19 protein-coding genes are annotated in these 22,638 nt (G+C 43.3%); 6 read left to right on the top strand and 13 right to left on the bottom strand.

Translation table 11 applies throughout. The annotated features are described in order from the left end of the window. Positions 1-151 precede the first annotated feature (151 nt). Both AB4558_RS21195 and AB4558_RS21190 read right to left on the bottom strand, forming a co-directional pair. On the bottom strand, positions 152-646 hold the full coding sequence (locus tag AB4558_RS21195; protein ID WP_017059817.1) for a DUF1097 domain-containing protein: 495 nt from the start codon (positions 644-646) through the stop codon (positions 152-154). Positions 647-850: 204 nt separating this feature from the next. After that, on the bottom strand, positions 851-1,756 hold the full coding sequence (locus AB4558_RS21190; RefSeq protein ID WP_136978571.1) for a LysR substrate-binding domain-containing protein: 906 nt from the start codon (positions 1,754-1,756) through the stop codon (positions 851-853). 273 nt (positions 1,757-2,029) lie between these two features. On the opposite strand from AB4558_RS21190, the gene focA reads away from it, so the two are divergent. Further along, on the top strand, positions 2,030-3,481 hold the full coding sequence (gene focA, locus AB4558_RS21185) for a formate transporter FocA (protein ID WP_050650436.1): 1,452 nt from the start codon (positions 2,030-2,032) through the stop codon (positions 3,479-3,481). A 273-nt stretch (positions 3,482-3,754) separates the two neighbouring features. Here the strand turns inward: focA and AB4558_RS21180 are convergent, their stop codons facing one another. From AB4558_RS21180 to AB4558_RS21170, 3 genes are all read right to left on the bottom strand, one after another. After that, positions 3,755-4,324: a YceI family protein gene (locus AB4558_RS21180; protein ID WP_017059819.1), complete on the bottom strand. Its 570-nt coding sequence runs from the start codon at positions 4,322-4,324 to the stop codon at positions 3,755-3,757. After that, the gene (locus AB4558_RS21175) at positions 4,321-4,860 is read right to left on the bottom strand and encodes a cytochrome b (protein ID WP_017067366.1); all 540 of its coding nucleotides are present in this window, start codon (positions 4,858-4,860) and stop codon (positions 4,321-4,323) included. The genes AB4558_RS21180 and AB4558_RS21175 overlap by 4 nt, the downstream gene beginning before the upstream one ends. Before the next feature lie 153 nt (positions 4,861-5,013). Continuing rightward, entirely contained in the window at positions 5,014-5,259 is a 246-nt protein-coding gene (locus tag AB4558_RS21170) for a DUF2164 domain-containing protein (RefSeq protein WP_017059821.1), read from the bottom strand. Positions 5,260-5,511: 252 nt separating this feature from the next. Here AB4558_RS21170 and AB4558_RS21165 point away from each other — a divergent pair, with 252 nt between their 5' ends. After that, entirely contained in the window at positions 5,512-6,147 is a 636-nt protein-coding gene (locus AB4558_RS21165; RefSeq protein WP_017069925.1) for a hypothetical protein, read from the top strand. 576 nt (positions 6,148-6,723) lie between these two features. After that, a complete protein-coding gene (locus tag AB4558_RS21160) occupies positions 6,724-7,461 on the top strand; it encodes an EAL domain-containing protein (RefSeq protein WP_029235240.1) in 738 nt (245 codons plus the stop codon). A gap of 179 nt (positions 7,462-7,640) precedes the next feature. On the opposite strand, the gene AB4558_RS21155 is transcribed toward AB4558_RS21160, so the two are convergent. From AB4558_RS21155 to AB4558_RS21145, 3 genes are read right to left on the bottom strand one after another with little or no spacing between them, the layout of a single operon-like run. After that, positions 7,641-10,700: an efflux RND transporter permease subunit gene (locus AB4558_RS21155; RefSeq protein ID WP_372072907.1), complete on the bottom strand. Its 3,060-nt coding sequence runs from the start codon at positions 10,698-10,700 to the stop codon at positions 7,641-7,643. Continuing rightward, entirely contained in the window at positions 10,697-11,752 is a 1,056-nt protein-coding gene (locus tag AB4558_RS21150; protein WP_017065790.1) for an efflux RND transporter periplasmic adaptor subunit, read from the bottom strand. The genes AB4558_RS21155 and AB4558_RS21150 overlap by 4 nt, the downstream gene beginning before the upstream one ends. Beyond that, positions 11,752-12,840 (bottom strand): efflux RND transporter periplasmic adaptor subunit, encoded by a 1,089-nt coding sequence (locus tag AB4558_RS21145; RefSeq protein ID WP_372072904.1) that lies wholly within the window; start codon positions 12,838-12,840, stop codon positions 11,752-11,754. The genes AB4558_RS21150 and AB4558_RS21145 overlap by 1 nt, the downstream gene beginning before the upstream one ends. A gap of 150 nt (positions 12,841-12,990) precedes the next feature. On the opposite strand from AB4558_RS21145, the gene AB4558_RS21140 reads away from it, so the two are divergent. Further along, positions 12,991-13,734, top strand: a complete 744-nt coding sequence (locus AB4558_RS21140; RefSeq protein WP_136974618.1) for a TetR/AcrR family transcriptional regulator — start codon at positions 12,991-12,993, stop codon at positions 13,732-13,734. Positions 13,735-13,849: 115 nt separating this feature from the next. On the opposite strand, the gene AB4558_RS21135 is transcribed toward AB4558_RS21140, so the two are convergent. From AB4558_RS21135 to AB4558_RS21125, 3 genes are all read right to left on the bottom strand, one after another. Then, positions 13,850-15,121 carry a DEAD/DEAH box helicase gene (locus tag AB4558_RS21135; protein ID WP_017059829.1) on the bottom strand — a complete coding sequence of 424 codons (1,272 nt, stop codon included), beginning with the start codon at positions 15,119-15,121 and terminating at the stop codon, positions 13,850-13,852. Positions 15,122-15,178: 57 nt separating this feature from the next. After that, on the bottom strand, positions 15,179-15,790 hold the full coding sequence (locus AB4558_RS21130; RefSeq protein WP_017059830.1) for an ACP phosphodiesterase: 612 nt from the start codon (positions 15,788-15,790) through the stop codon (positions 15,179-15,181). 205 nt (positions 15,791-15,995) lie between these two features. Next, complete coding sequence (locus tag AB4558_RS21125) at positions 15,996-16,124, bottom strand: hypothetical protein (protein WP_017059831.1); 129 nt, start codon at positions 16,122-16,124, stop codon at positions 15,996-15,998. 445 nt (positions 16,125-16,569) lie between these two features. Here AB4558_RS21125 and AB4558_RS21120 point away from each other — a divergent pair, with 445 nt between their 5' ends. Continuing rightward, positions 16,570-17,793: an aromatic amino acid transport family protein gene (locus tag AB4558_RS21120; RefSeq protein ID WP_372072902.1), complete on the top strand. Its 1,224-nt coding sequence runs from the start codon at positions 16,570-16,572 to the stop codon at positions 17,791-17,793. Positions 17,794-17,941: 148 nt separating this feature from the next. Further along, positions 17,942-19,366, top strand: coding sequence for a methyl-accepting chemotaxis protein (locus AB4558_RS21115; RefSeq protein ID WP_017072169.1), 1,425 nt, complete (start codon positions 17,942-17,944; stop codon positions 19,364-19,366). Between the two features lie 405 nt (positions 19,367-19,771). Here the strand turns inward: AB4558_RS21115 and AB4558_RS21110 are convergent, their stop codons facing one another. After that, the gene (locus AB4558_RS21110) at positions 19,772-20,497 is read right to left on the bottom strand and encodes an HAD-IA family hydrolase (protein ID WP_017064642.1); all 726 of its coding nucleotides are present in this window, start codon (positions 20,495-20,497) and stop codon (positions 19,772-19,774) included. Positions 20,498-20,801: 304 nt separating this feature from the next. Continuing rightward, a complete protein-coding gene (locus tag AB4558_RS21105; RefSeq protein ID WP_372159083.1) occupies positions 20,802-22,610 on the bottom strand; it encodes an HD domain-containing phosphohydrolase in 1,809 nt (602 codons plus the stop codon). Positions 22,611-22,638: the final 28 nt, after the last annotated feature.

Genomic DNA, 22,638 nt, shown 5'->3' with positions numbered 1-22,638 from the left:
GCTATCAGTTGCTCTACTGATGAAATATTTAGCTAGTCGCCTCAACCAAAAAAGGCACACCAAACGGTGTGCCTGTATAAATCGATATACAAATTAATTGGGGGTTATCTTGCAAGAGTTCACAGTGACTAACTAAGGTTAGGTTAACGAATTAAGCCTTTGCCTGTTTAGCGTGTTGTTCAACAACTTCCGAAGATTGAGTCGATTTCTCGTGAAGCCATAGCCCCGTTGCTTTCATCAAGTATCCAAATACACCACCAAGCAGTAAAGATGGCACTACAAGTTGCCAATCACCACCTGCAGCAAACGTCGCACAGCAACCAATGAAGGTGCCTGGGATATAACCTAGCCACGCTTGTTTCGCTTGAATACACATAAAGAATGCCACAATAGCAGTAATCATGTAGCCTAAAATCTCTAACCCTGCGAAGGTTGAGCTTTCGATAATCACCATTGCCCAGAATACGCCAGTCATGTTGGTCAATAAGCTACCTGCTAGTCCTTTAACGCCGCCTGTTGGCGAAGCAAAGTAACTGGTGCAACCTAAGAAACCTGCCCATGACAATAAGCCGAAAGAGATAGCAATCCATCCCCATAGACCTGACAAAATACCTGTTGTTAATGAAATCGCGACTAATGTACTCATACTATTTCTAAAGCCTAATTACGTAATTGAACGCAACCGGATTTAGCCTCACTTAAAATCAAGTAAGCATACTATGGGAAGATAGCCCTTATTTAGCCGATCACGATCACGTTAATAATGTATGCAGATGTGTATTTATCACTAGATAGAGACCGAAATCGCTTATTCAACATATTTGGTTATCAGTATTTTATCAATTTATCGTTACAGAAACGATGGCTTGCCTTTCATCATGCGCTTACCTTCTCGCTTAATACACTCAGCAAGTGGGTTCTCAGACATATCTGCACGCCAAATAAAGGACAAGGTTCTTTCCATTTCAAGCTCAGGGACATTTAATGTGACCAGTTGACCAGACTCAACAAACTGTTCGACATCGAGATAAGGTAAACACGTTAAATATGGGCCGTTTGCAACCAAACTTCTTAAAACAGGAACGTGTTCATACTCTCGCCAAACATCAAGATCACCAATTAAATGGTGAATAGAGCTATCAAAAACTTTGCGAGTACCCGAACCATGTTCACGTAATACCCATTTTGCTTGTTCTAATTGCGCCAAGCTTACTCGTTCACGCTTCGCAAACGGGTGATGAGCCGATGCAACCACCGTTAAATGGTCCGTACACCACACTTCTTGGTGAACTCGGTTGTCATCACAACGACCTTCGATAACACCCAAGTCATATTGATAATCTAATACACCATCAATGACTGCGTCGGTACTTTGCACGCCAAGCGAGATTCGCATCTCAGGAAAGTCGTTATCAATAATACTGATGAGATCCGGAACGAGGTGTTCCGCTGGAGTTTGGCTAGCACCTAATTTGAGTTCGCCACTCAACAAATGCTGCTCGTAAAAACCCATCTCAATTTGCTGCGCATCTTGCAGTAAACGCTTCGCTTTTGGTCTTAACCACATGCCCCAATGAGTCAGGGCCATTTGCTTGCCCTGCCTTTCAAACAAAGGCCTGCCGAGCATTTTTTCCAACTGTGCAAGAGACATACTTGTTGCTGACTGAGTCAACGCCAATTTGTCTGCTGCCTGACTAACGCTCCCGGAGTCTGCTACTGCATCAAATACCGCGAGTTGCTTTAATGAATAACGCAAAATTCATCCTTAATGCTTTTAATTATTTGTGTCCTGATGCTCGTTTTTTATAAAGCCAATGAGCAATCAATTTCATTCTACGCGTAACCAAATCTATATCAATAAATTTGATGTGGTTTCTAAAAATTATCAATTTTACCTCTACCCCTCAACGCCCTAATCTGGAATGGCAGGACACAACGAGCCCTGCAAAACATTACTGATTAACCATTACGGATTAACCAGGTCATTAACACTAGGAATTACACATGACGGATTGTTCAAGGGGGGGATATGGCAACCAGCACTTCTGAAAATCATCAACTGTTCTCACCAACAGAAATGATGGCGGAAGCAGAGAAGTTTGCATTAAGTAAAGCAAATAAAACCAGCAGCATGACATTGAGTTTGGCAATCATGGCTGGCGCATTCATCGGGCTTGCTTTTTTGTTCTACATCACGGTAACCACGGGCAGCGCTGATGCTGGATGGGGATTGAGTCGCTTAGCCGGCGGTCTTGCCTTCAGTATGGGTTTGATCTTGATTGTGATTTGCGGTGGTGAGCTATTTACCAGCTCAGTGTTATCAAGCATCTCATGGGCTAACAAGCAAATCACCTTCACGAAGATGCTGTCTATCTGGGGCAAGGTGTATGTCGGCAACTTTATCGGTGCCATGTTCCTATTGGCTTTGGTAAGCGCAGCAGGCTTGTATCAACTGGATGGCGGGCAATGGGGCTTAAACGCTTTAAACATTGCTCAACACAAGCTACACCACACCCCAGTTCAAGCGTTTGCTTTGGGTGTGCTTTGTAACTTGTTGGTGTGTTTAGCGATTTGGTTAACGTTCAGCTCTGCTAACGCAATGACCAAAGCAATGATGACCGTGTTACCCGTTGCAATGTTCGTAAGCTCAGGCTTTGAACACTGTGTGGCGAATATGTTCATGGTTCCGCTAGGCATCACGATTCAAGCATTCGCACCAGAAAGCTTCTGGATGCAAATCGGCGCAACACCAGCCCAGTATGCAGACCTAAACGTCATGCAATTTGTCACCGCAAACTTAATACCAGTGACAATCGGCAACATCGTAGGTGGTTCAGTATTGGTCGGCTTAGCCAACTGGAGCATCTACCGTCGCCCACAACTTAAAGCAGCAAAAATTACCGCTATTACACAAACAACAGAAATTACGTCAGTTAAGGAAATTACTATGAACACAGCAACTACTATCAAGCAAATCATGAACACTCAACCAATTACACTGAGCGTAGAAATGCCAACATCAGTCGCGATTGATACACTTTTAGACGCGCAACTTGTTAGCGCTCCTGTTTGCGATGTTGAAGGTCGTCTAGTGGGTATCTTCTCTGTTCATGACGTAATGGTTGACCTTTGGTGCCAAGATTACATCCCAACTAAAGGCCAAAAAGTTGTAGACCTAATGAGCCGTGACGTTGTGGCAATCGACGCAAACGACAAGCTAGTGGACGTTGCTGAGTTCCTATGCATCGACAAAGAGCAACTGTACCCGACGACAAGCATGGGCTTCGCTACTCGCCTGACATCTCTTTCTCTAGAAGAGCGTGCAAAAGCGATGAAAGTAAGCCAACCACATATGCTTCCAGTGTTAGAAAACGGCGTAATGGTAGGTGTGTTGACTCGCATTGAAGTGATGCAAGCACTACGTCCAATCTACGGTGACCGACTAAACGTGGTTCCACAAGCTGAACTAGAAACGGCTTAACTAATCTTAAGTTGAACTATTAGGGATTAGTAGTTCAATTAGATAACTCAGTCATGGCAACGTTGACTGGCTAGAGGTAAACGGTGGCTTTTAACGTACTAAACGGTTTGACACAAAACAGACCTAAACGCGTTGCCATTTATCTCAATAAAAAAGGCGCAAAGTGAAAACTTTGCGCCTTTCTCTATTTCTAACTGTTGCTTTCTAAGTATCTATTTAACTTTTGGTGTTACATAAGAGATTGATACTAGTTAGCGATCAACAATAGCTAGATTACTTCTTTACACCTTCAACGTGTAGATCCATATCTACATAGCTTGAAGCGCCCATTACTGGAATGTTGAAGTCAGCAAGTTCTAGACGAGTTGTACCAACGAAACCTGCACGCTCACCGCCCCATGGGTCTTGACCAGCACCGATGAATTCAGCTTCGATAACGATAGGCTTAGTTACACCGTGAAGTTTAAGGTCACCCATTACTTCAAGTTTGCCGTCGCCTTTATCAACAACTTTCGTGCTGTTGAATGTCGCATCAGAGAACTTACCAGCATCGATGAAATCGCCGCTACGGATATGCTTATCACGTTCTGCGTGGTTTGAATCAAGGCTTGTAGTATCAACCGTTACGTTTACTGTAGACGCTTCAACGTTGCTTTCATCAAATGAGAAGTCACCTGAGAATGTGTTAAAACGGCCTTGGATAAAGCTATAACCTAGGTGGCTAACTTTAAAGTTAACTGAAGCATGCGCACCTTTTGTATCAATCACGTAATCAGCGGCGTTCGCAGCGAAAGGCATTGCCATAGCAAATGCTAATCCTGTAGCGATAATTGACTTTTTCATTTTGAAGCTCCTATCATTTTTCGTAGCGTATCGTCTTTGTCGATAACGTGGTGTTTTATCGCCGCTAAGGCGTGCACTGATGCCATAATGATCAGTACCCATGCAGCATAGTAGTGAACCGTACCTGCGAGATCAGATTGGTTTGCAAACAGTTCGCCCATACTTGGTACAGTGAACCAATTGAATACCTCTATCCCGCGGCCATCTGATGTCGAAATCAAATAACCTGAAATAAACAAAACCGCTAAGTTGATGTACATGAAGCCGTGAGCGATCTTCGCTGCTGCAACTTCATAGCTTTTACCTTCCACTTTAGGTGACGCGGTAACTAGTTTCCAGACCAAGCGGATAACGGTAACGGCAGCCAAAAGAATGCCTACCGAGCGGTGATAGTCTGGCGCTGTTTTGTACCACTCGCTGTAGTATGAAAGATCAACCATCCACAGGCCTACACCAAATAAGCCAAATACCGCGAGAGCTGAAATCCAATGCATCGCTCTTGCTAAAGGGTTGTAATTTCTAACGTTGTTGTCCATGCATCTCTTCCGAATGTTAACGAGTAGTGTAGTTTCGAAAAGCGTACCCTACACCAAGTTTGTGTAACATATTATTTACCAAGCTTTACATTGGTAACATCATTTCAAATTAAACGAGTTATTCAAATTATTTGAACAAGTTTGGGCTAAACGTTAGATTTCAACGATTTGTTCGATCTCGTAAAGCTCATCTGAGATATCTAACATTTTACGTTCCATGACTTTTTGAGCGTCTTCTATCCCTTTGTTGTAGTAAACCGCCCCAAACTTTTTACTTATGAAATCGACCAAGAATTCCGTGTCGAACTGACCAAGCTCCACATCAAGTTCATCTTGCAGGTACTTTTGGAGCGTATGAGTAAGCTCAGACTTTTGTTTCGAATCTAATTGAATGGTCATGAATGTTTCCAAATAAAGAGTAAGTAGATCAATTGTGATTTGCTGACTAGACTATAGTCGAGGTAACTAGCTAGAATTCCTCATAATTTAGAATACAGACCTGTAGAGCGCCAGTGCTATCCATAAAATCACTCAGCAATGGTTAATTTTGATAGAGAGATCAAGAACTCGCACTTTGACGATAGGTAACGGAACCGCAATTACCGTACTATTGCCCATCAATAAGATAGTAGCTGTGTATAAGGGACTTCATTGTTATTAGATCTAGTGATTAAAAGCGTTAATCAATTTCAAGACGATTGCCTAAAGCTCTGTGAACGCCACTACCCTACGGTGCACAATCAAGGGATCAGTGAGCACCATATAGGAAAGGCATTTGCTCGCCGAATGGAGCACACCTTCGTTAGCTTTAATCATGCAAGCAACATCAGCCCACTTGAAATGCTTTCTTCTGGCGAAACGCCTCGACACTTCCGAATATCTTCCGAAATTGGTACCGTTTGGATGATCAGTCATCATATGGTGAGCGCCGGGAAAACCTGTCGTAGAAAGTTAATGTTGGACATCCATAATTGGCAACAAGAGTATGGATTTTCCATTCAACCCAATGACGTTTTGATCATTGTCTCCGACCATTGGATTAGCCGAAGTAAAAACAGTGGCGAATTATTGCATTGGTGGATGGGTGAACTCCCAGATGAGATCACGGAATATAGTCAACAAGGTATCACGCTAAGAGAGAGTGATTCTCAATTTGCTACTGACTTAAATAATAATTTTAAAATCAGCCCTTGCTTCATTAAATTTGGACACCCTTTAAAGCGGTCAGGAAATCAACAACTGGTTCGTAAATATCTGCAACTTTACGCAGTACTTCAATGGCAGTAAGAATACGGGTCAACTTTTTTAATCAGTCTTGAAAGTAAATAGTTAGACCTCCATCCCAACATTTTATAAAACCTAACTCAAGCCCTACCCAATAATCAATCAAAGTTTATCTTCGATAAAATAATAACTTATCAGCTCATCGTTCATATTTTGAGAAGTAGATATCATTTATATGCAAACAGAGTTGTTTGTTAATAATGTAACTTTGACATTCCCCCATAACCTGAGGCTTTATCCTTACTTTCACCTGGTGTATTGGCGTTGAAAGCTTATATTGATTGGTGTTGATATGAGATAGATTACTCAGAGATTAAATTCACAATAGTCATTATTAATGGTGAATGATAAGTAATTTTAATGACTAATATCAATTATCATGCTGTTTTTTCGTTAATTATATTTATTTAAATATTGACTCTACAAAAGAGTTTTTATTAATTGACAATTTACTTACACCTGTCAATATTGTGACAGCCGCGACATGTACGTCCGCCATTGAATAAGCCCTCTTTACTAGCGACTATGATTTTATCAGACAGAAGTGAATTTATTAGCTGTATATCCGTAGATGCTGATATGCAGTTTATTGCGAAATACCAAGACCTGACGCTTAGAAGCGTCTATCAACCTATATTCGACTCTTCTATGACTCAAATAGGTGTTGAGGCTTTGGTGCGCATTTCAAATAACAAAGGTGATATTGTTCGTCCTGATCACTTCTTCCATTCCGACGAAACCTCAAGCACAGACAAAATCAATGTAGAGAGGTTGAGTCGAGCGATTCATATCCGTAACTTCGCACAATCGACAATCCGTCATTTACATCTATTTTTGAACGTTCTTCCAAACGTTGGTGAGTTGTTTGCTGCAGAAAAGGTCAGCGATAGCTTGTTAGCTAAACGCCTTCACGAGCTTAATCTTTCATGCGAACAGATAGTGATGGAGTTGGTAGAGTTGAACGCAGAAAGTGAAGAGCGTTTGAAAGATGCCGCTCTTTCTCTTGCGGATAATGGCTTTCAAATAGCGGTCGATGATTTTGGAACACAAGCATCAACCGAACAACGCGTTCGTCACATTAACCCTCATATCATCAAGATAGACCGCTCGGTTATGTTGGACTTTGAACAAGGCGACACTCGAGAAATGGAGTTAGTACTTGATCTTGCAAACCAAATTGGCGCAAAGACAGTGATTGAAGGTATTGAAACCCAACAACAACTCGAAGCGATGCAGGGCTTAGGCTTCAATATGTATCAAGGCTACCACTTAGCCATGCCAAAGCCGATTGAGTTAGACATACGGCTAGCAATTTAGAATCGCCCTATTGTTCTTAAAGCCGCTTGCCCATTGAGTAGCGGATTTTTTAATGCTTGCCTATTCGTACCCTCTTACCGCTCTCACGTGTCAACACATTTCAGGACGGGACAACACGCATAAAAAACCCAGTCAAATTTGACTGGGCTGGCTTAAAAGAATCTGTTTTATATCATTCCCTAATAACCCGCAGTGGACGGTTTGATTCTATATAAAATAGCGAACATCACCGGTACTACTATTAGCGTTAGTACGGTAGCAAAACCTAAGCCTGCCATGATGGTAATCGCCATCGAGCCGAAAAATGCATCGAATACCAAAGGAATCATACCCAAGATAGTCGTTAATGCTGCCATAGATACCGGTCGTACACGACTAATCGCACTGTCGACAACCGCTAAATATGGGTCTTTACCTGTTGATAGCTCACTGTTGATCTGGTCAAGCAGTACAATGCCGTTCTTCAAAATCATGCCGCTTAGACTCAATAAGCCAAGGAACGCTGTGAAGCTGAATGGCATATTGGTACCTAACAGACCAATTGAAACACCAATGATAGAGAGTGGAACCGTAAACCAAATCACAAGCGGCTTACGAACCGAGTTAAACAGAAGCATCGTGATGATAAACATCAGCAAGTAACCCATTGGCAGTGAGCCAAACAGAGATTCCTGCGCATCTTTTGAGCTTTCGTACTCACCGCCCCAGCTAATGCTGTAGCCTTCTGGTAAATCTAATGCTTCTACCTTTGGTTTCACACGAGCAAACAGACTCGCTGGCGTTTCATCACCAAGAACATCGTGATCAGCCAATACCGTTAGCGTACGTTTTCTGTCACGACGCTGAATCAGTGGCTCAGACCATTGAAGCTCTACGCCATCAATCACTTGCTCAACTGGGATGTAAGTTTGTAGTGATGGACTCCAAATCTTCACATTGTTCAGTGATTCAAAGTCAAAACGCTCTTCTTCAGGCAGGCGTGCCACGATAGGTAACATATGCGTACCATCACGCAGTAAGCCGATGTTATAACCACCAAACGCCATCTGTAGTGTCTCAGACAGATCCGCCTTTGAAATGCCAAGGCGACGAGCCTTAGATTCGTTGAACAGTGGTACAAGTTCTTTAGTGCGTTCACGCCAGTCATGGCGCACATTTCGAGAGCCAGGATCGGCAAGTAAGATATCTTCGACTTCAACCGCAATATTACGCAGTACTTGTGGATCGGCGCCGATAATACGCGCTTCAATTTTTGAAGCTGGTGACGGGCCAAACTCAATCAACTTGAATTGGAACGTCGGTTGTTCAAATTCGTTTGCTAAGTCTTTGTCTAGCGCCGCTAGAGCCTTAAACATAGTGTCACGGTCAGTCGTTCTTACTTGCAACTGGGCGTAAGCTTCGTAGCTTTTCTCTGGTTGGTATGTCAGAGCGAAACGTTGCATGCCCTGCCCAACCGTTGTGGTTACAAACTCTACGTCGTCTTGTTGACGAATGTAGCTTTCAACCTTCTCAGTCTGCTTGATCGTTTCACGAACATCGGTGCCTTCTGGCATCCACATGTCTACGTAAAACATTGGGGTATTTGACGGCGGGAAGAACTGCTGCTTCACCATACCAAAACCGACGACAGAAACTGCTAATAGAGCGACCATACTAACTACAGTAAGCCATCTAAATCGAAGTGCTACTTTCAGACACGCACCGAATACCACAAACAGGATGCCTTTGTATGGGTCTTCGTTCTCATCAACCTTGTCTTCTTCTTTAAGCAACATCTCGGCAAGGAATGGCGTTAGTGTTAGTGCAGTTACCCAACTCAAAAACAGTGAGAAACACAGTACCCAAAACAGTGAACCCATGAATTCGCCTGTCGCATCCTTCGACAAACCAATCGGTGCAAACGCTGTGATAGCGATAATGGTCGCACCTAACAGTGGCCATTGTGTTTGCTTGACGATGTCTTTCGCTGCTTGAAGCTTGGTTTTGCCTTTCTTCAAGCCCACCAAAATACCTTCAACGACAACAATCGCATTATCCACCAGCATACCCAGCGCGATGATCAGTGCCCCCAGAGAGATGCGGTGCAGTTCAACATCGTTGTAATCCATCAGGATGAAGGTACCGAATACCGTCAATAGAAGAACCAAACCGATGATCAAACCACTGCGTAAGCCCATTGCGAACAACAATACAATGATAACGATGGCTACCGCTTCAACTAGGCTGATTAAGAAGTCAGCCACAGATTTGTCTACTTCTTGCGCTTGGTTGTAGAAGTAATTCAGTTCTACACCCGCTGGCTTAATGCTTTCTAGGCGATCCAGTTCCGCATCCAGTGCTTTACCAATCTCAACCACGTTTACACCAGAAGAGAACGCAATACCCAAGTTGATTGCTGGTTTACCGTTGTACGTTAATACATTACCCGGCTTTTCTTGAATGCCACGAGTTACTTCAGCGACATCTTTCAAGCGAATCAGGTTACCTGTATCGCGACCATGAATGATCAGGTTTTCTAGTTCTTCAACCGTGCTTAATGTGCCGTTTGGCTTAATCGTTAGGCTTTGACCATTCAGCATCACCTCGCCTGCCGATACCACACTGTTTTGTTGTGCTAGCAATGCTGTCACCGTCGACATATCTAGGTTCAATGCGGCTAAGCGTTCCAGTGACATCTCAACAAACAGTTGTTCTTGTTGGTCACCTGCAATGCTAACTTTACCGACACCGTCGACCAGTTCGATTTCACGCGTTAGGTAATCTGCGTACTGTTTGAGCTCAACGTAATCGTAACCATCACCGGTCAGCATGATCATCACACCAAACACATCACCAAAATCATCGATGATCTGAACGGAATTTACACCACTTGGCAGTGTTGGTTGTAGATCGTTGATCTTACGGCGCATTTCATCCCAGATCTGAGGCAGCTCGTCTGGACCGTAGTCCATCTTCATACTGACCATAATTTGGGACATACCGTTCGATGATGTCGAGGTAATCTTGTCGATGTACGGAAGCTGTCTTATCTCTTTTTCTAGTGGGTAAGTCAGCTCTTCTTCAACTTCCATTGACGTAGCGCCAGGGTAAGTTGAAATAATCATTGCATCTTTAATGGTAAAAGCTGGGTCTTCTAAACGGGATAGATTACCAAAAGACGTCACACCGCCAATGGCCAAAATGACTAGAAACAGCCAGCTGATTACTTTGTTCTTTATTGAATATTCTGCGATGTTCATTCTGCTTTTCCTGACAATTGGATTCCGTCACGGAGTTTTCTTAAATTCGAATTTACGAGTAGCTCACCTTGCTCAACACCATGAGCGATGAGTGCGCCTTGACCACTGATCTTGTCGACTTCTACTTCGCTTTTGAATGCTTGTCCGTCTTCCATTTTCCACACATAGAACTGATTCGCTTCAGAGCCCGCTTCTAGCGTTGTCATTGGTAATTGGTAGCCTTGAACATCGCTCAGGCCCGCTTTCGCCATATCTACATTGACCGTAACGCTCGTGCCTGGCAGGATTTCACTTTCAGGCTGCTGCATCTGCATCCAAAATTCGTAGGTACGGGATTGTGGGTGCAGTTCACTGGTGTGTTCTAGATACGTCAGTGGATATTGGCCTGTGTGACCGCCAAAGGTCGCCTCAGGACGATAGCTATTTGAACGCATGTCTGGGCTAATTGACGCCAAGATCGAATCTGATACTTGAATTCGCACATACACCTTGTCGTTCTGGTACACACTCAGTAGTGTTTCTCCAGGCGTCGTATTTTCGAATCGTTGCTTATCGACAGTTGAAACTGTTCCTGAGAACGGCGCTAAAAGTTCTGTGTAACTCAGCTTGCGTTTCGCCGCCGCCAAATTCGCCGATGCGAGCTTATAGTTAGCCGTCAGTTGGTCGTGTTCTGATTGCGATAACATTTCGCTGCCAAACATCTCCGTTCCACGGGCCAACTGTTTGCTTGCCAGTTTGAATTGAGATTGAGCATCAGTCAGATCTTGTACGTACGTTGCGTTATCTAAGGTGGCTAATAACTGCCCTTTTTCGACATTGTCGCCCGCTTCTACTAATACTTGTTGAATCTCGCCTGCTAGCTTAAATGCCAAGGGAGTCAATTCAGCTGGCATCACCTGTCCATTAAAACTTCTGAACTGATTAGTAAGCGGTGCGCCAACTTCAAAGGTAGAAACCAACAAAGGTGGTTGTTCACGGTGTACAGCTTCATTGTTACAGGCTTGAAGTAACAGAACCGACGCGACAACAACTGATAATTTTGAAAGGTTCATTAAATACCGCCCTCACGAAGCCAAGCTTTTACTTGTTGTCCGTCTGATAACACATCCACACCCGCTTCAACGATAAGGTCACCAGACGACAATCCGTCGATAACCTTGCCTTGCTCATCAAGAAGGACTTGTACTTTAGAAATCAGTTGAGAGTCAGGGTTATAACGCCATAGTTCACCATGGCCTACGTCTTTGTTTAACCAAGCTGAATCCACAATACCAATGCCGTAGTCAGATTTACTTTTCTGAACTTCAACTTGCGCTGTCATACCAGAAAGTAGATTGATGCCTTCTGGCTTTTCGATAGACACAACCGCTTGGTAGCTGTTGGTATCTTCATCTGGTTGCGTTGAGATTTCTTTAAAGCGAGTCGGGATACGAATGCCGCGGTGGCTGTCCATCACAACCCACATGTTTGAGCTCGTTAGGTCTTGAATAGAACGGTCTTCAAGCTTTGATACTGGAATTAAAAACGTCACATCCATTTCACTGTGATTCAAAATATTCAGTACAGGCTGCTTTTCTGCGATCAATTGATATTGCTTTCCAAACACCATCGATACCACGCCATCGAATGGAGCAACTAAGGTAGTGTAGCCAAGGTTTGTTTTTGCTTGGTCCAACTCAACTTCAGCGGCAGTAAAGGTGTTTACGGCTTGGTCGTAGTAATCGGTACTGACCAGTTTTTTCGCATACAACTCAGAAGCTTGTTTGTATTGGCTGTTCGCCAGATCAAATTTAGCTTGGGCTGCGTCAACGGCAATACGGTAATCCGTCGCGTCTAATACGGCTAACACCTGACCTTTCTTCACTTCTTGTCCCATACGAACATCGAAGGTTTCTATATCTCCACCCACTTGGAAAGAAAGTGCCGCACGGTCGGTTGCATCAACCTTTGCAATGAAGCTATCGAGATCAATATCAGTCTGTTGTGGGATTTCGAACAGCTTGACTGGCTTGATTACCTGCACATTTTCCTCTGACTGAACTTTGTCACATCCAGTTAGAGAGCCTGCGAGCAATAGTGCTGCAATAACAGCTCCCATGCGCTTGCTCGATATGGCATTGATAGACAAATTGAACTGCATGATGTCTCTCCATTTAATTATTATGATTTATTACACAGGTGGGCAGTATATTCAAAATTCCGTAATCCACAAGCTTTACTTTCCACCTGTGCAGTATTTTTTATTTGAGTAAAAACAGTGTAGAATGTGGTAATCAGGTAAATGTGTGAAATGAAGATGACTGAAAAGAAACAAGGCAGAAGAAGCGCAAAAGACGCTGAAGAGACGAGATTTTTGATCATGGGTGTTGCTGCGGATATGTTCTGTGAGCATGGTTATGATAGCGTTTCGCTTCGTAACATCAGTGAGAAAGCAGGTGTATCGCATAGCCTTATTCGCCACCACTTTGGCAGCAAAGAAAAAATCTGGCATGCGATAAGCGATTGTTTACACGCCTATTTTCAGTCTTATATTGCTAAGATAGTGGAAGAGTTACCAAAAGGAGTCGCACCAAACATTACTATCTATTTATTTAGTATGCGCCTTTTTAGCAACATGATTCACTCACGAAAACCGATGCAACTTATCACTGACTCTGTTCGCCAAAAAGACAACTTGGTCGATTACTTTATCGACAATGTTGGCGATGTCGAAAAAGAAATCAACATGTTAGCTGAACAATATAACGATGCGAATCCAGAGAACTTGATCAACATTTATGAGATTAAGTGGCAAATGATCATGTATGCGCACGGAGCGGTATGCCTCACTCCCTTTATGGAAAGCACTTGGAATGAAGGCGATATGGTCACCTCTCCTGAAGATGCTCTACTTAAGCATTGGCAGCTTTTCAACACGCAGATGGTCAGCAAGTTCAATATTGATGAAGAGTGGGTTCTAAACCCAACCTCGATTGAAGAGCTGATTTATGAAGTGCCATGTGAATGGAAGTGTAACCAGGAACATAAAGCTTAATCGGGTTCATAACCATTATGAGCTTATAAGATACAAAAACGCGCCGTTACAGAAGTCACTGTAACGGCGCATTTTTATATGTATAGATCTTTAAACTGGAGCTTTGTCCAGCTTGTTAACGACGTGCTTTACCGCGGTTTTGGTGAATCTTAAGCTTCGCTTTCATCTTACGTTTTTCTGATGAACGGCTCTTGCTGCGACCACCACGATCGGGCGCTAGATCTTTTTCAAGGCTTGGTTCAAAGCCCTCTAGCCACTCTTGAGGCAAGCGCGTATCAAGTAATCGCTCAATGTCACCCAATAGGTAAGCTTCATCCTGACTCATCAAAGAGATCGCTAAGCCGCTGTTACCCGCACGGCCAGTACGTCCGATGCGGTGAACATAATCTTCTGCTTTAAATGGCATGTCATAGTTCACAACTTGTTCTAGCTGCTGAATATCAATACCACGAGCTGCCACGTCGGTTGCGATCAACGCACGAACTTTGCCTGACTTGAAATCGTCTAGGGCTTTTTGACGCGCACCTTGGCTCTTATCGCCATTGATTGATGCCGCTTTAATGCCGTCTAACTTAAGCTCTTTAACGAGAGCATCAGTGCCCTGCTTAGTCTTTGTGAACACCAACACTTGTTGCCAGTTTTTTGAACCAATCAAATACGCTAATAGCTCACTTTTACGCGACTTATCTACCGGGTAAACCATCTGTGTTACGGTTTCAGCGGTGCTGTTTTTTGGCGTAACTTGGATTTCACTTGGCTTCTGCATCATACGGTGTGCAATCGCTTTGATTTTGTTATCAAACGTTGCAGAGAAGAACAGAGTTTGACGCACTTCGTTCATGCGAGAAAGAATACGCTTGATGTCAGGCATGAAGCCCATATCTAACATACGGTCAGCTTCATCCAGTACCAGTACTTCCGTTTGGCTCAACATGATGTTTCTAGTGAACATGTGATCAATAAGACGACCAGGCGTCGCGACAAGAATATCTGCGCCACCGCGTAAGTTATCAGTTTGCACCTTCATGCTAACGCCGCCGTAAGCCACCACGACTTTAATGTCGGTGCCCTTTGCGTAGCTAGTTAAGTTATCGAAAACCTGTTGTGCCAATTCACGAGTTGGCACTAATACAAGCGCACGAACGAGCTTAGGGTTAGGAATAACGTTGTCTTTTGTCTCGATTAATCTTTGAATAATCGGTAAACCAAACGCAGCCGTTTTACCTGTACCCGTTTGAGCACCAGCCAGTACATCTTTGCCTTCTAATACCAATGGAATTGCTTGTTCTTGAACACTGGTAGGAGCCGTAAAATTAAGCTCAGACAACGTGGCAAGAAGATGCTCAGATAATCCTAGTTGGTTAAAAGATTTTGTAGATTCAGACATAGTATGATGCTCAAAGATTAAATAGGCGCGGATTGTAGCAAACCTGCATTACGCTGTTTACCTTTCCTTTTGATTTTTCTTCATTTGAAGCGCATTAAACTGCTTAGCTTCCTCTAAAACGTTGGGATAAAGCTCATTAAAGTGACACTGCAACGTATCATAGTGACGTTCGAGGTCATCGTAACATGCCTCGAGCATACCGAGCTTAGGCCTTCTCAACGCCATTCGCTGCAACACCACCTCTATAGATGACATGTCTTGATAGCTCTCTAACCATCTATGCTCAGCCATTTTCTGATGAACCATAACGAAATTTTCAGGCCAGTGTGGCTCTTGATGTTCAAAGATCTGCTCATGGCTATCTAAACAAAAACGCTCTAATGTCTGCTGTGAAAACTGATCCCAATGATTGGCTAAGCAGTGATCCCAAAATACATCGAGTGCGATAGGCGCAAAGCGTCGTGTTTGGTCTGAGAAAAGTGATTTTGCAGAACGAGATACATCATGACGATCAGTATAGCTATCAACAAATCGATGAAGCCTAATACCGTCAGAAAGGGAATCAGAATAGTGTTTATTAGGGTCGCCTTTAACAAAATCACCTAACAGGTTACCTGCTAAGTTGCTGTTACAGTGCTTGGCGATGTGAAGGTGTGCGAGAAAGTTCATTGAACCTCATTAAAGTATCGAGAACTAAGTAACATGGTAAACGTACTCGTTTATCTTCGCGAACTTTAATGAGGATAGTTTTGGTATGACGTGTGAGCGAATACGATTTGCTCAGTTTAGAATTGTTTGCTTTGAGAAGCTTTAGCTAAGAAAACTTTTAGCTTTAAAACGTTTCAGTTGAAACTGAATTAAAGATCTTAAAAGCTTAGTTCGAAGACTTGAAAAGCTCTTCTGCTAACTGTTTCACTGTCTGCTCATAGTCAGACAAATCAATGCCAATTTCCATAGCATCTAACAACTCTAGACTTTCGTCATTATAAGATTGGTCACTCATTGTGCCCCCTCTATTCCTTGATGTGGACATGATGTCCGATTAACTAGTGCACCATCTTGGACTTATATTATGTCACTTTGATGAACGCACTCTACTCTACCCATTCCATATTCATAGCTTAAAGCTACTCGCGATCATTAACGCTTTTTTGCGTTAAAGGGTATACGCGAACGACATATGTACTGCCACCTTACACCAAGTACAACAAATTACTCTATAAATTTTGAAACCGATCATGGTCAAACGTTTGCTTTGCTCATTTGAATGCTGACACGCCCCTTTGTGTAAATATTAATTTACAGTGGATGTTTTTAATTACAATAAGAATTGCATTTGGAATTAAACTCAATCAGAATACTTCAAAATCGAGATATTCTTTGGGTTTATGCGCTTAAGCTAGAAGAATTACAATGAAAACACACCCTAACGTAAAGAATTATATACAATGAATAAATCAAAGGTTTTTGGTAGTACTTTGATCATTGCAGGCACAACCATTGGTGCTGGCATGCTCGCTCTTCCACTTGCTTCTGCAAGTATTGGCTTTTCAACTTCACTTTTCTTGATGCTGGGTTTATGGGCGTTAATGGCTTTTACTGCGCTATTAATGGTAGAGCTTCACCAATTCGCAGAATCTGACGCTACCCTACACACGTTAGCTCATACCATTTTGGGGACAAAAGGAAAGTGGATTGCGAGCTTCGCGGTGATGTTTCTTTTCTACGCTCTGTGTGCGGCATACATAGCTGGCGGCGGTGCGCAATTTAACCAACGAATTTCGGATATCGCGGGTATCGAACTTAATGCTCAAATCACCACGCTTCTATTTACCCTATTAGTTGCCGGCGTTGTTACGATTGGTACACACAGTGTTGATAAAGTTAACCGCGTTTTGTTTGGCTTAAAGCTTATCGCGATGGTTTTGGTACTCAGCTTCCTAGCGCCAAACATTACCTCTCAATACTTAATGAGCATGCCTTTACAGCAAGGCCTTATTGTTGCGGCTATTCCGGTTGTGTTTACCTCTTTTGGTTTCCACGGCAGCATCCCATCAATTGTTCGATACCTAGATGGTGACGTTCGTTCTTTACGTAAGGTAATGATTATTGGCTCGGCACTGCCTCTGGTTATCTACGTTTTCTGGCAAAGTGTTACTTTGGGCGTGATTAGCCAAGAGCAGTTGTTGTCTGACACAAGCTTGGGCGCGCTATTAGTCTCGCTATCGCAAACGGTTCATCAATCCAACCTAAGCGTGATCGTCGGTGTGTTTGCAGACCTTGCACTGCTGACATCTTTTATTGGTGTGAGCTTGGGCTTATTTGAATTCATGGGCGACTCACTGAGCAAGAAACTAGGTAACGCAAAACGTGTTAAGACAGCTGCTATCACCTTCTTACCGCCACTGGGGTTTGCCTTATTTTACCCACAAGGCTTCATCATGGCTTTAGGCTACGCAGCCATTGCACTTTCAGTGCTCGCGATTCTGTTACCAACAGTGATGGTCTACAAGGTTCGTTACACTGATTTCTCTGTCAAACCACAATCTTCAGAAGCCAGTTACCAAGTGTTAGGCGGTAGCAAAGCGTTGTTTTTAGCAGGTAGCGTTGGCGTATTTATCATTGCGATTCAAGTTCTTATTTCAGTAGGGTTACTGCCTTCTTTAGGCTAATAAACCTATACAGAACTAATTTACTTGATTCAGATCTCATAAATGACATATCACTATCATTAATTTTCACAATTAGTCGATTTAAGTCACATTTTTATTGAGGTCGGTTATTTAGAGTCCACGGTAAAGGATTTACCGTGGAGTTTTTATGAAAGAAGTACAATTTCGAACGATAGACAAACTGTTTATTAAGATGTCGATCAACGACAAGTTTTGGGTCATTTTCTTAATCTTTTTTGCCGCTCTGGCAAGCCTAGCTGGACTGAACTACGTCAACAAAATGGAACACATTGACGTAACTGCAAAACAGCAGGTCGAGTATCAACTGCAAGGCATTTTATCAGCATCAGATTCCCCGGCATCTGTTCGCTCTGTTAGCCAGCAAACTCGCGCTCAACAAACCACTATTTCGAACAATGGTTCGGTGACTGCCACAGCACTCGCACAAGATGGCAACTACTACTCACTTACCGTTTCAACTAACGATATACAGAATCAAAAGCAGCAAGCACTGTACACTTTCTTACTGAGCTTTTTGTGGTGTGTGCCTTTTGGTCTTTTCTGTTACTGGGTAGCGACTTTCCTAGGCGGCGCACTTTGGGTTCTTTATTCAACGACTCAAAAGATTGGTGATGGTGACTTAACATCACGCCTTGGCTTCCACCCTGGCCGTGACGAGTTCGGCACGATTGGTTGTGCGCTTGACCGTTCAATGGACACGCTTAGCGAGTTAGTCAACAACGTAAACCACAGTGCAGCAACGCTAAGTGAAACGTCAGCTTCTTTCGAAACAGAGATGAAGCGCAGCGAAACACAAATCATGAGCCAAAATGCATCTCTAGACTCTGTAGCGACAGCAATGGATCAGATGACAGCTTCAGCAAATGAAGTCTCTAACATCTCTGCACGCTCAACGGAACAAACCGAGCAAGACGCGCAGCAAATCAACGATAGCCACGCGAAAGTTCAACAAGCGATCTCAGAAATCACCACCCTTTCTTCTTTGATTGAGCAAACCTCATCTTCTGTTACTAGCTTGAATGTGAATACGAGCCAAATTAACGAGGTCATCACGACGATCAATGCTATTTCAGAGCAAACTAACTTACTTGCTTTGAATGCCGCGATTGAAGCCGCTCGTGCGGGCGAACAAGGCCGAGGTTTCGCTGTTGTTGCTGATGAAGTAAGAACACTGGCAAGCCGCACTCAGTCGGCTACAGTAGAAATCCAAGCGATGATTGAACGCTTACAGCAAGAGAGCCAAAATATCGCGAAGATCACCGAACAGACGGTTGACCAAGCGCAAACCAGTAGCCAGTTGATTTCAAACATTGGTCACGACGTAAACTCTATTGCAGATTCAGCTCAAGCGCTAATGGACATGAGTATTCAAATTGCAACATCGGCAGACGAGCAAAGTAACGTTGCCAATACGATTGCAGCAGAACTTAACGATATTCGCAGCCAATCCGATGTGATTAAAGACGTGGCTCAGAATTCTTCAAATGGCGTATCTAGGCTAACAGAAGCGTCGGTTTCTCTGTCTCAGACGTTGGCACGATACCGCACTTAAGGCTCAACTGGCGAACTAGCGGCGTGAATTGAAAACAAACTAATGAGGACTCGTAATGGGTCCTTTTTTTTACTTTCGTTAATAACATTACAAAATCCATGGTCAATAACGATGACATTATCAATTACCATGAAGCAAGTCGCAAAGGAGAGATTAAGAAGTGTCAGAACTGTCTAATATTCGAGCTTAGGAGTAATCTAATTGAACGGGTCTTTTTTCGCTTACCCTCTTGCTGCAGGTGACACATAATGAATAAAACAGAAACACCAAACACCGACGACATTACATGCCCTTTATGCCAACACGACGAGTATCTGCTTTCAGAAAGTGGAGAGAAGTTTACTTGTGCATCTTGCGGTTTCCACACCAAACAATTTAGTAAGGTAGTCAGCCTTCAACTAAGCTCTACCCCACCAAAGCTGCAGAATTCGATATACCACCATTTGAGCAGTGCTTGCCATTAATCCAAACTGAAATTTCTTCTAAACTGTAGATATCCTGAGCCGCGAGTTCTGCTGAGTCGGCTTCGGGATCTACGATTGCTTCATCAATACTCGGGCGTAATCGAAACGATTGGATACCCGCGCGAACACCAGCCTCAATCCCTTTCAACGTATCATCCACGTAGATGCACTCATTCGGTAGAAAGCCCATGTTCATGGCTGTGTACATGATTAGATCAGGCTCTGGCTTCCAACTATTAGCATCAAAAGCTGAGAACACTTTGCCTTTGAAGTCGTCTAGCATGCCTGTCATCGCCAATGAAGATTCAACTCTAGATTTCGGTGCATTGGAAGCGATACAAAACTCGATGTCTTGTTGTTTGAGAAATTCAATAAGTTCGATAGCGCCATCCATCGGCTTTAAATGACGCTGGAACAGTGCTTCTAATTCAGTGCGATATAACGGTTCAAGTGTATCAATCGAGATAGATAGCCCATGACGTTCTTGTGTATCCATTAAGATGTCGGCTAGCTTCCCGCCTTGAAAGTGCGCATAGCAGTCGTTGACGTTTAGCTCCGCCCCAAAGCCAGTGAAAACGTTCACCAAAGCCTGGCAGCACAGCTTTTCACTATCGATAAGTGTTCCGTCACAATCGAAAATCACACATTTAGTCTGTTCTAACCGCATAGGTATCTCACTCAGATTGAATCCAAGTTTTATCCTATAGTGTTCTTTCAATGCGCGAGATGATTGAGGTAACAGTTTGCAGATACAGGCTTATTTCTCTTCGCGAAATATGGAGTTGATCACTTTATCGCTCGACATAAGCAACAGTTTTCATCAAATGACCCCAGATTCTACGAAATCAAAGACTGCGAGGTTTACATAAGTGACTCAATTTCAGGGGAAATATAAATCACTACTTCCTAGCCGGATCGTGGTGAATAGATAAAGAAGCCAAGACGTATAGGCCACTCAGATAAAGCAACGGTTAGCTAACAACCGACTCTTCTAAGACCTTAGCTTCAAACGAAGGTGAAGACGCATATTCTATAGTTCCAGTATCGGGATACGAATCTCGGATAGCGACAAACTCGGGTAAGTGTTTCAGTAGCAATATAGTCAGCTGAGGATCAAACTGGTAGCCACACTCTCGCTCGAACAAATCGACCACCATCTCTAACGGCCACGGTTCTTTGTAGCAACGTGCACTAAGCAGCGCATCAAACACATCGGCTACGGCAGTGATACGAGCAAACAGGTGTATTTCATCACCCACTTTTCCATTCGGGTATCCAGCACCATCCCAACGCTCGTGATGTTCGTTAGCAATGATTGCCGCGAGGTTGGTAATATCACCCGCTCCGCTCTTTAGTAAGTTATAGCCAGCCGTAGTATGAAGCTTCATCACCTCCCACTCTTGGTCGGTTAATTTCCCAGGTTTATCCAAGATTGATTCAGGGACTGAAATCTTACCCACATCGTGCATTGGGCTGATGATCTCAATCATCTCGACCTCGCGATGGCTCAAGCCACGATACTTAGCAAGCAATGCAGACAACTTGGCTACACGCTTAACGTGATTACCTGTTTCGCCAGAGCGGGTTTCAATCGCTTCACCGAGAACATGAATCATATCCTTTTGGATATTCAAGGTCTGTTTCTGAAGCTTTAAGATTCGTTTGTTCTTATTGGCCAACTCTTTCTTTTGGCGCAGAGTGACAAATTGCATCAAGATGATCAGGCTCAAACCCGCAATCACCATCGATAGCCCTAATAACAACTGGAAGTTTTTACGAATAAAGGATGAAGGCTCGTTAATGAATACCGCTTCGTCAGGTAACGCGTTTGCACTAATCCCGTATCGCTTCATTGCAGGGTAATTAAATACAAAACGCTTAGTGTCTCCGGGAGTTAACGGTGTCGTAAAACCCAGAGGAAGGTATTTATCTAATGCATCGACAGCCTCTTCACCCATGCTTTGTGAGTGATTAACGTAACCACCGAGTACATCACCCGAAATATAGAACTGCCACAAAGCAAACACCGGAGCGGCACTCGCTTTTGACAACGTATCCGCAATCTCTTGGTAAGTGTGATAAACCCCTTGCTTTAACTCGGTGTTGTAATGACTGAGTAATACCGCATCGTCCGCAGAGATCCCTTCCAAAAATTGGCTTGTATGTTCAAGCGACAAATCGCGAATTTCTATGAGGTTAATATTCGGAAATTCAGCCATCATTCTGTTCATTTCTTTATGAATCAGCTCAGACGTGACACTGTAATCATTTACAAAATAGAGATTCTTTAGATTAGGTCTTAATTTGGAGATCAGCTTAATATTAACGTCTATCTGATCGTTCTCATAAAGCACGGTTGCTCTGTCAGACACCGCGTACATGTCAGTGCTGAAATCATTGATGCCGGCTGCAACGACAGGTGTGGAGCGATCAATCAAATTAGGCAGAGATTCAAGAAAATTGGCCGCGTTATCGTCCGTCGCGATTACGCCATCAAACTTATAACCTGCATATTTCGAACGTAAGTAGTTCCCGAGAGAATCATAGTACTCTGAGCTGTGGACACGCTTTGAATCCAAATACTCTATTGAGAGTTTAACTTCGGTTTGAGACTGGCTGAACGCACTGTCTATCCCTTTTTGGAAGTCAGCAGTCCATTGGTAAGAAGGTTCGTATGAGTGTAAAACTAGGATGCGCTTTATATCCCAGTCGTTAGCAACGCTGAGTGAAGAATAAGCGCTAACACACAATACAGCGATTGATATCAATAGCTTGTACATACAATACCCTTTAAATAAGACGGGGTAT

Origin of the sequence: Vibrio sp. 10N.222.51.C5, assembly GCF_041474575.1 — a bacterium.
GTDB lineage: Bacteria > Pseudomonadota > Gammaproteobacteria > Enterobacterales > Vibrionaceae > Vibrio > Vibrio crassostreae_C.
The sequence above is the reverse complement of the archived record's forward strand: the minus strand, read 5'-3'. Positions and strand labels throughout refer to the sequence as shown.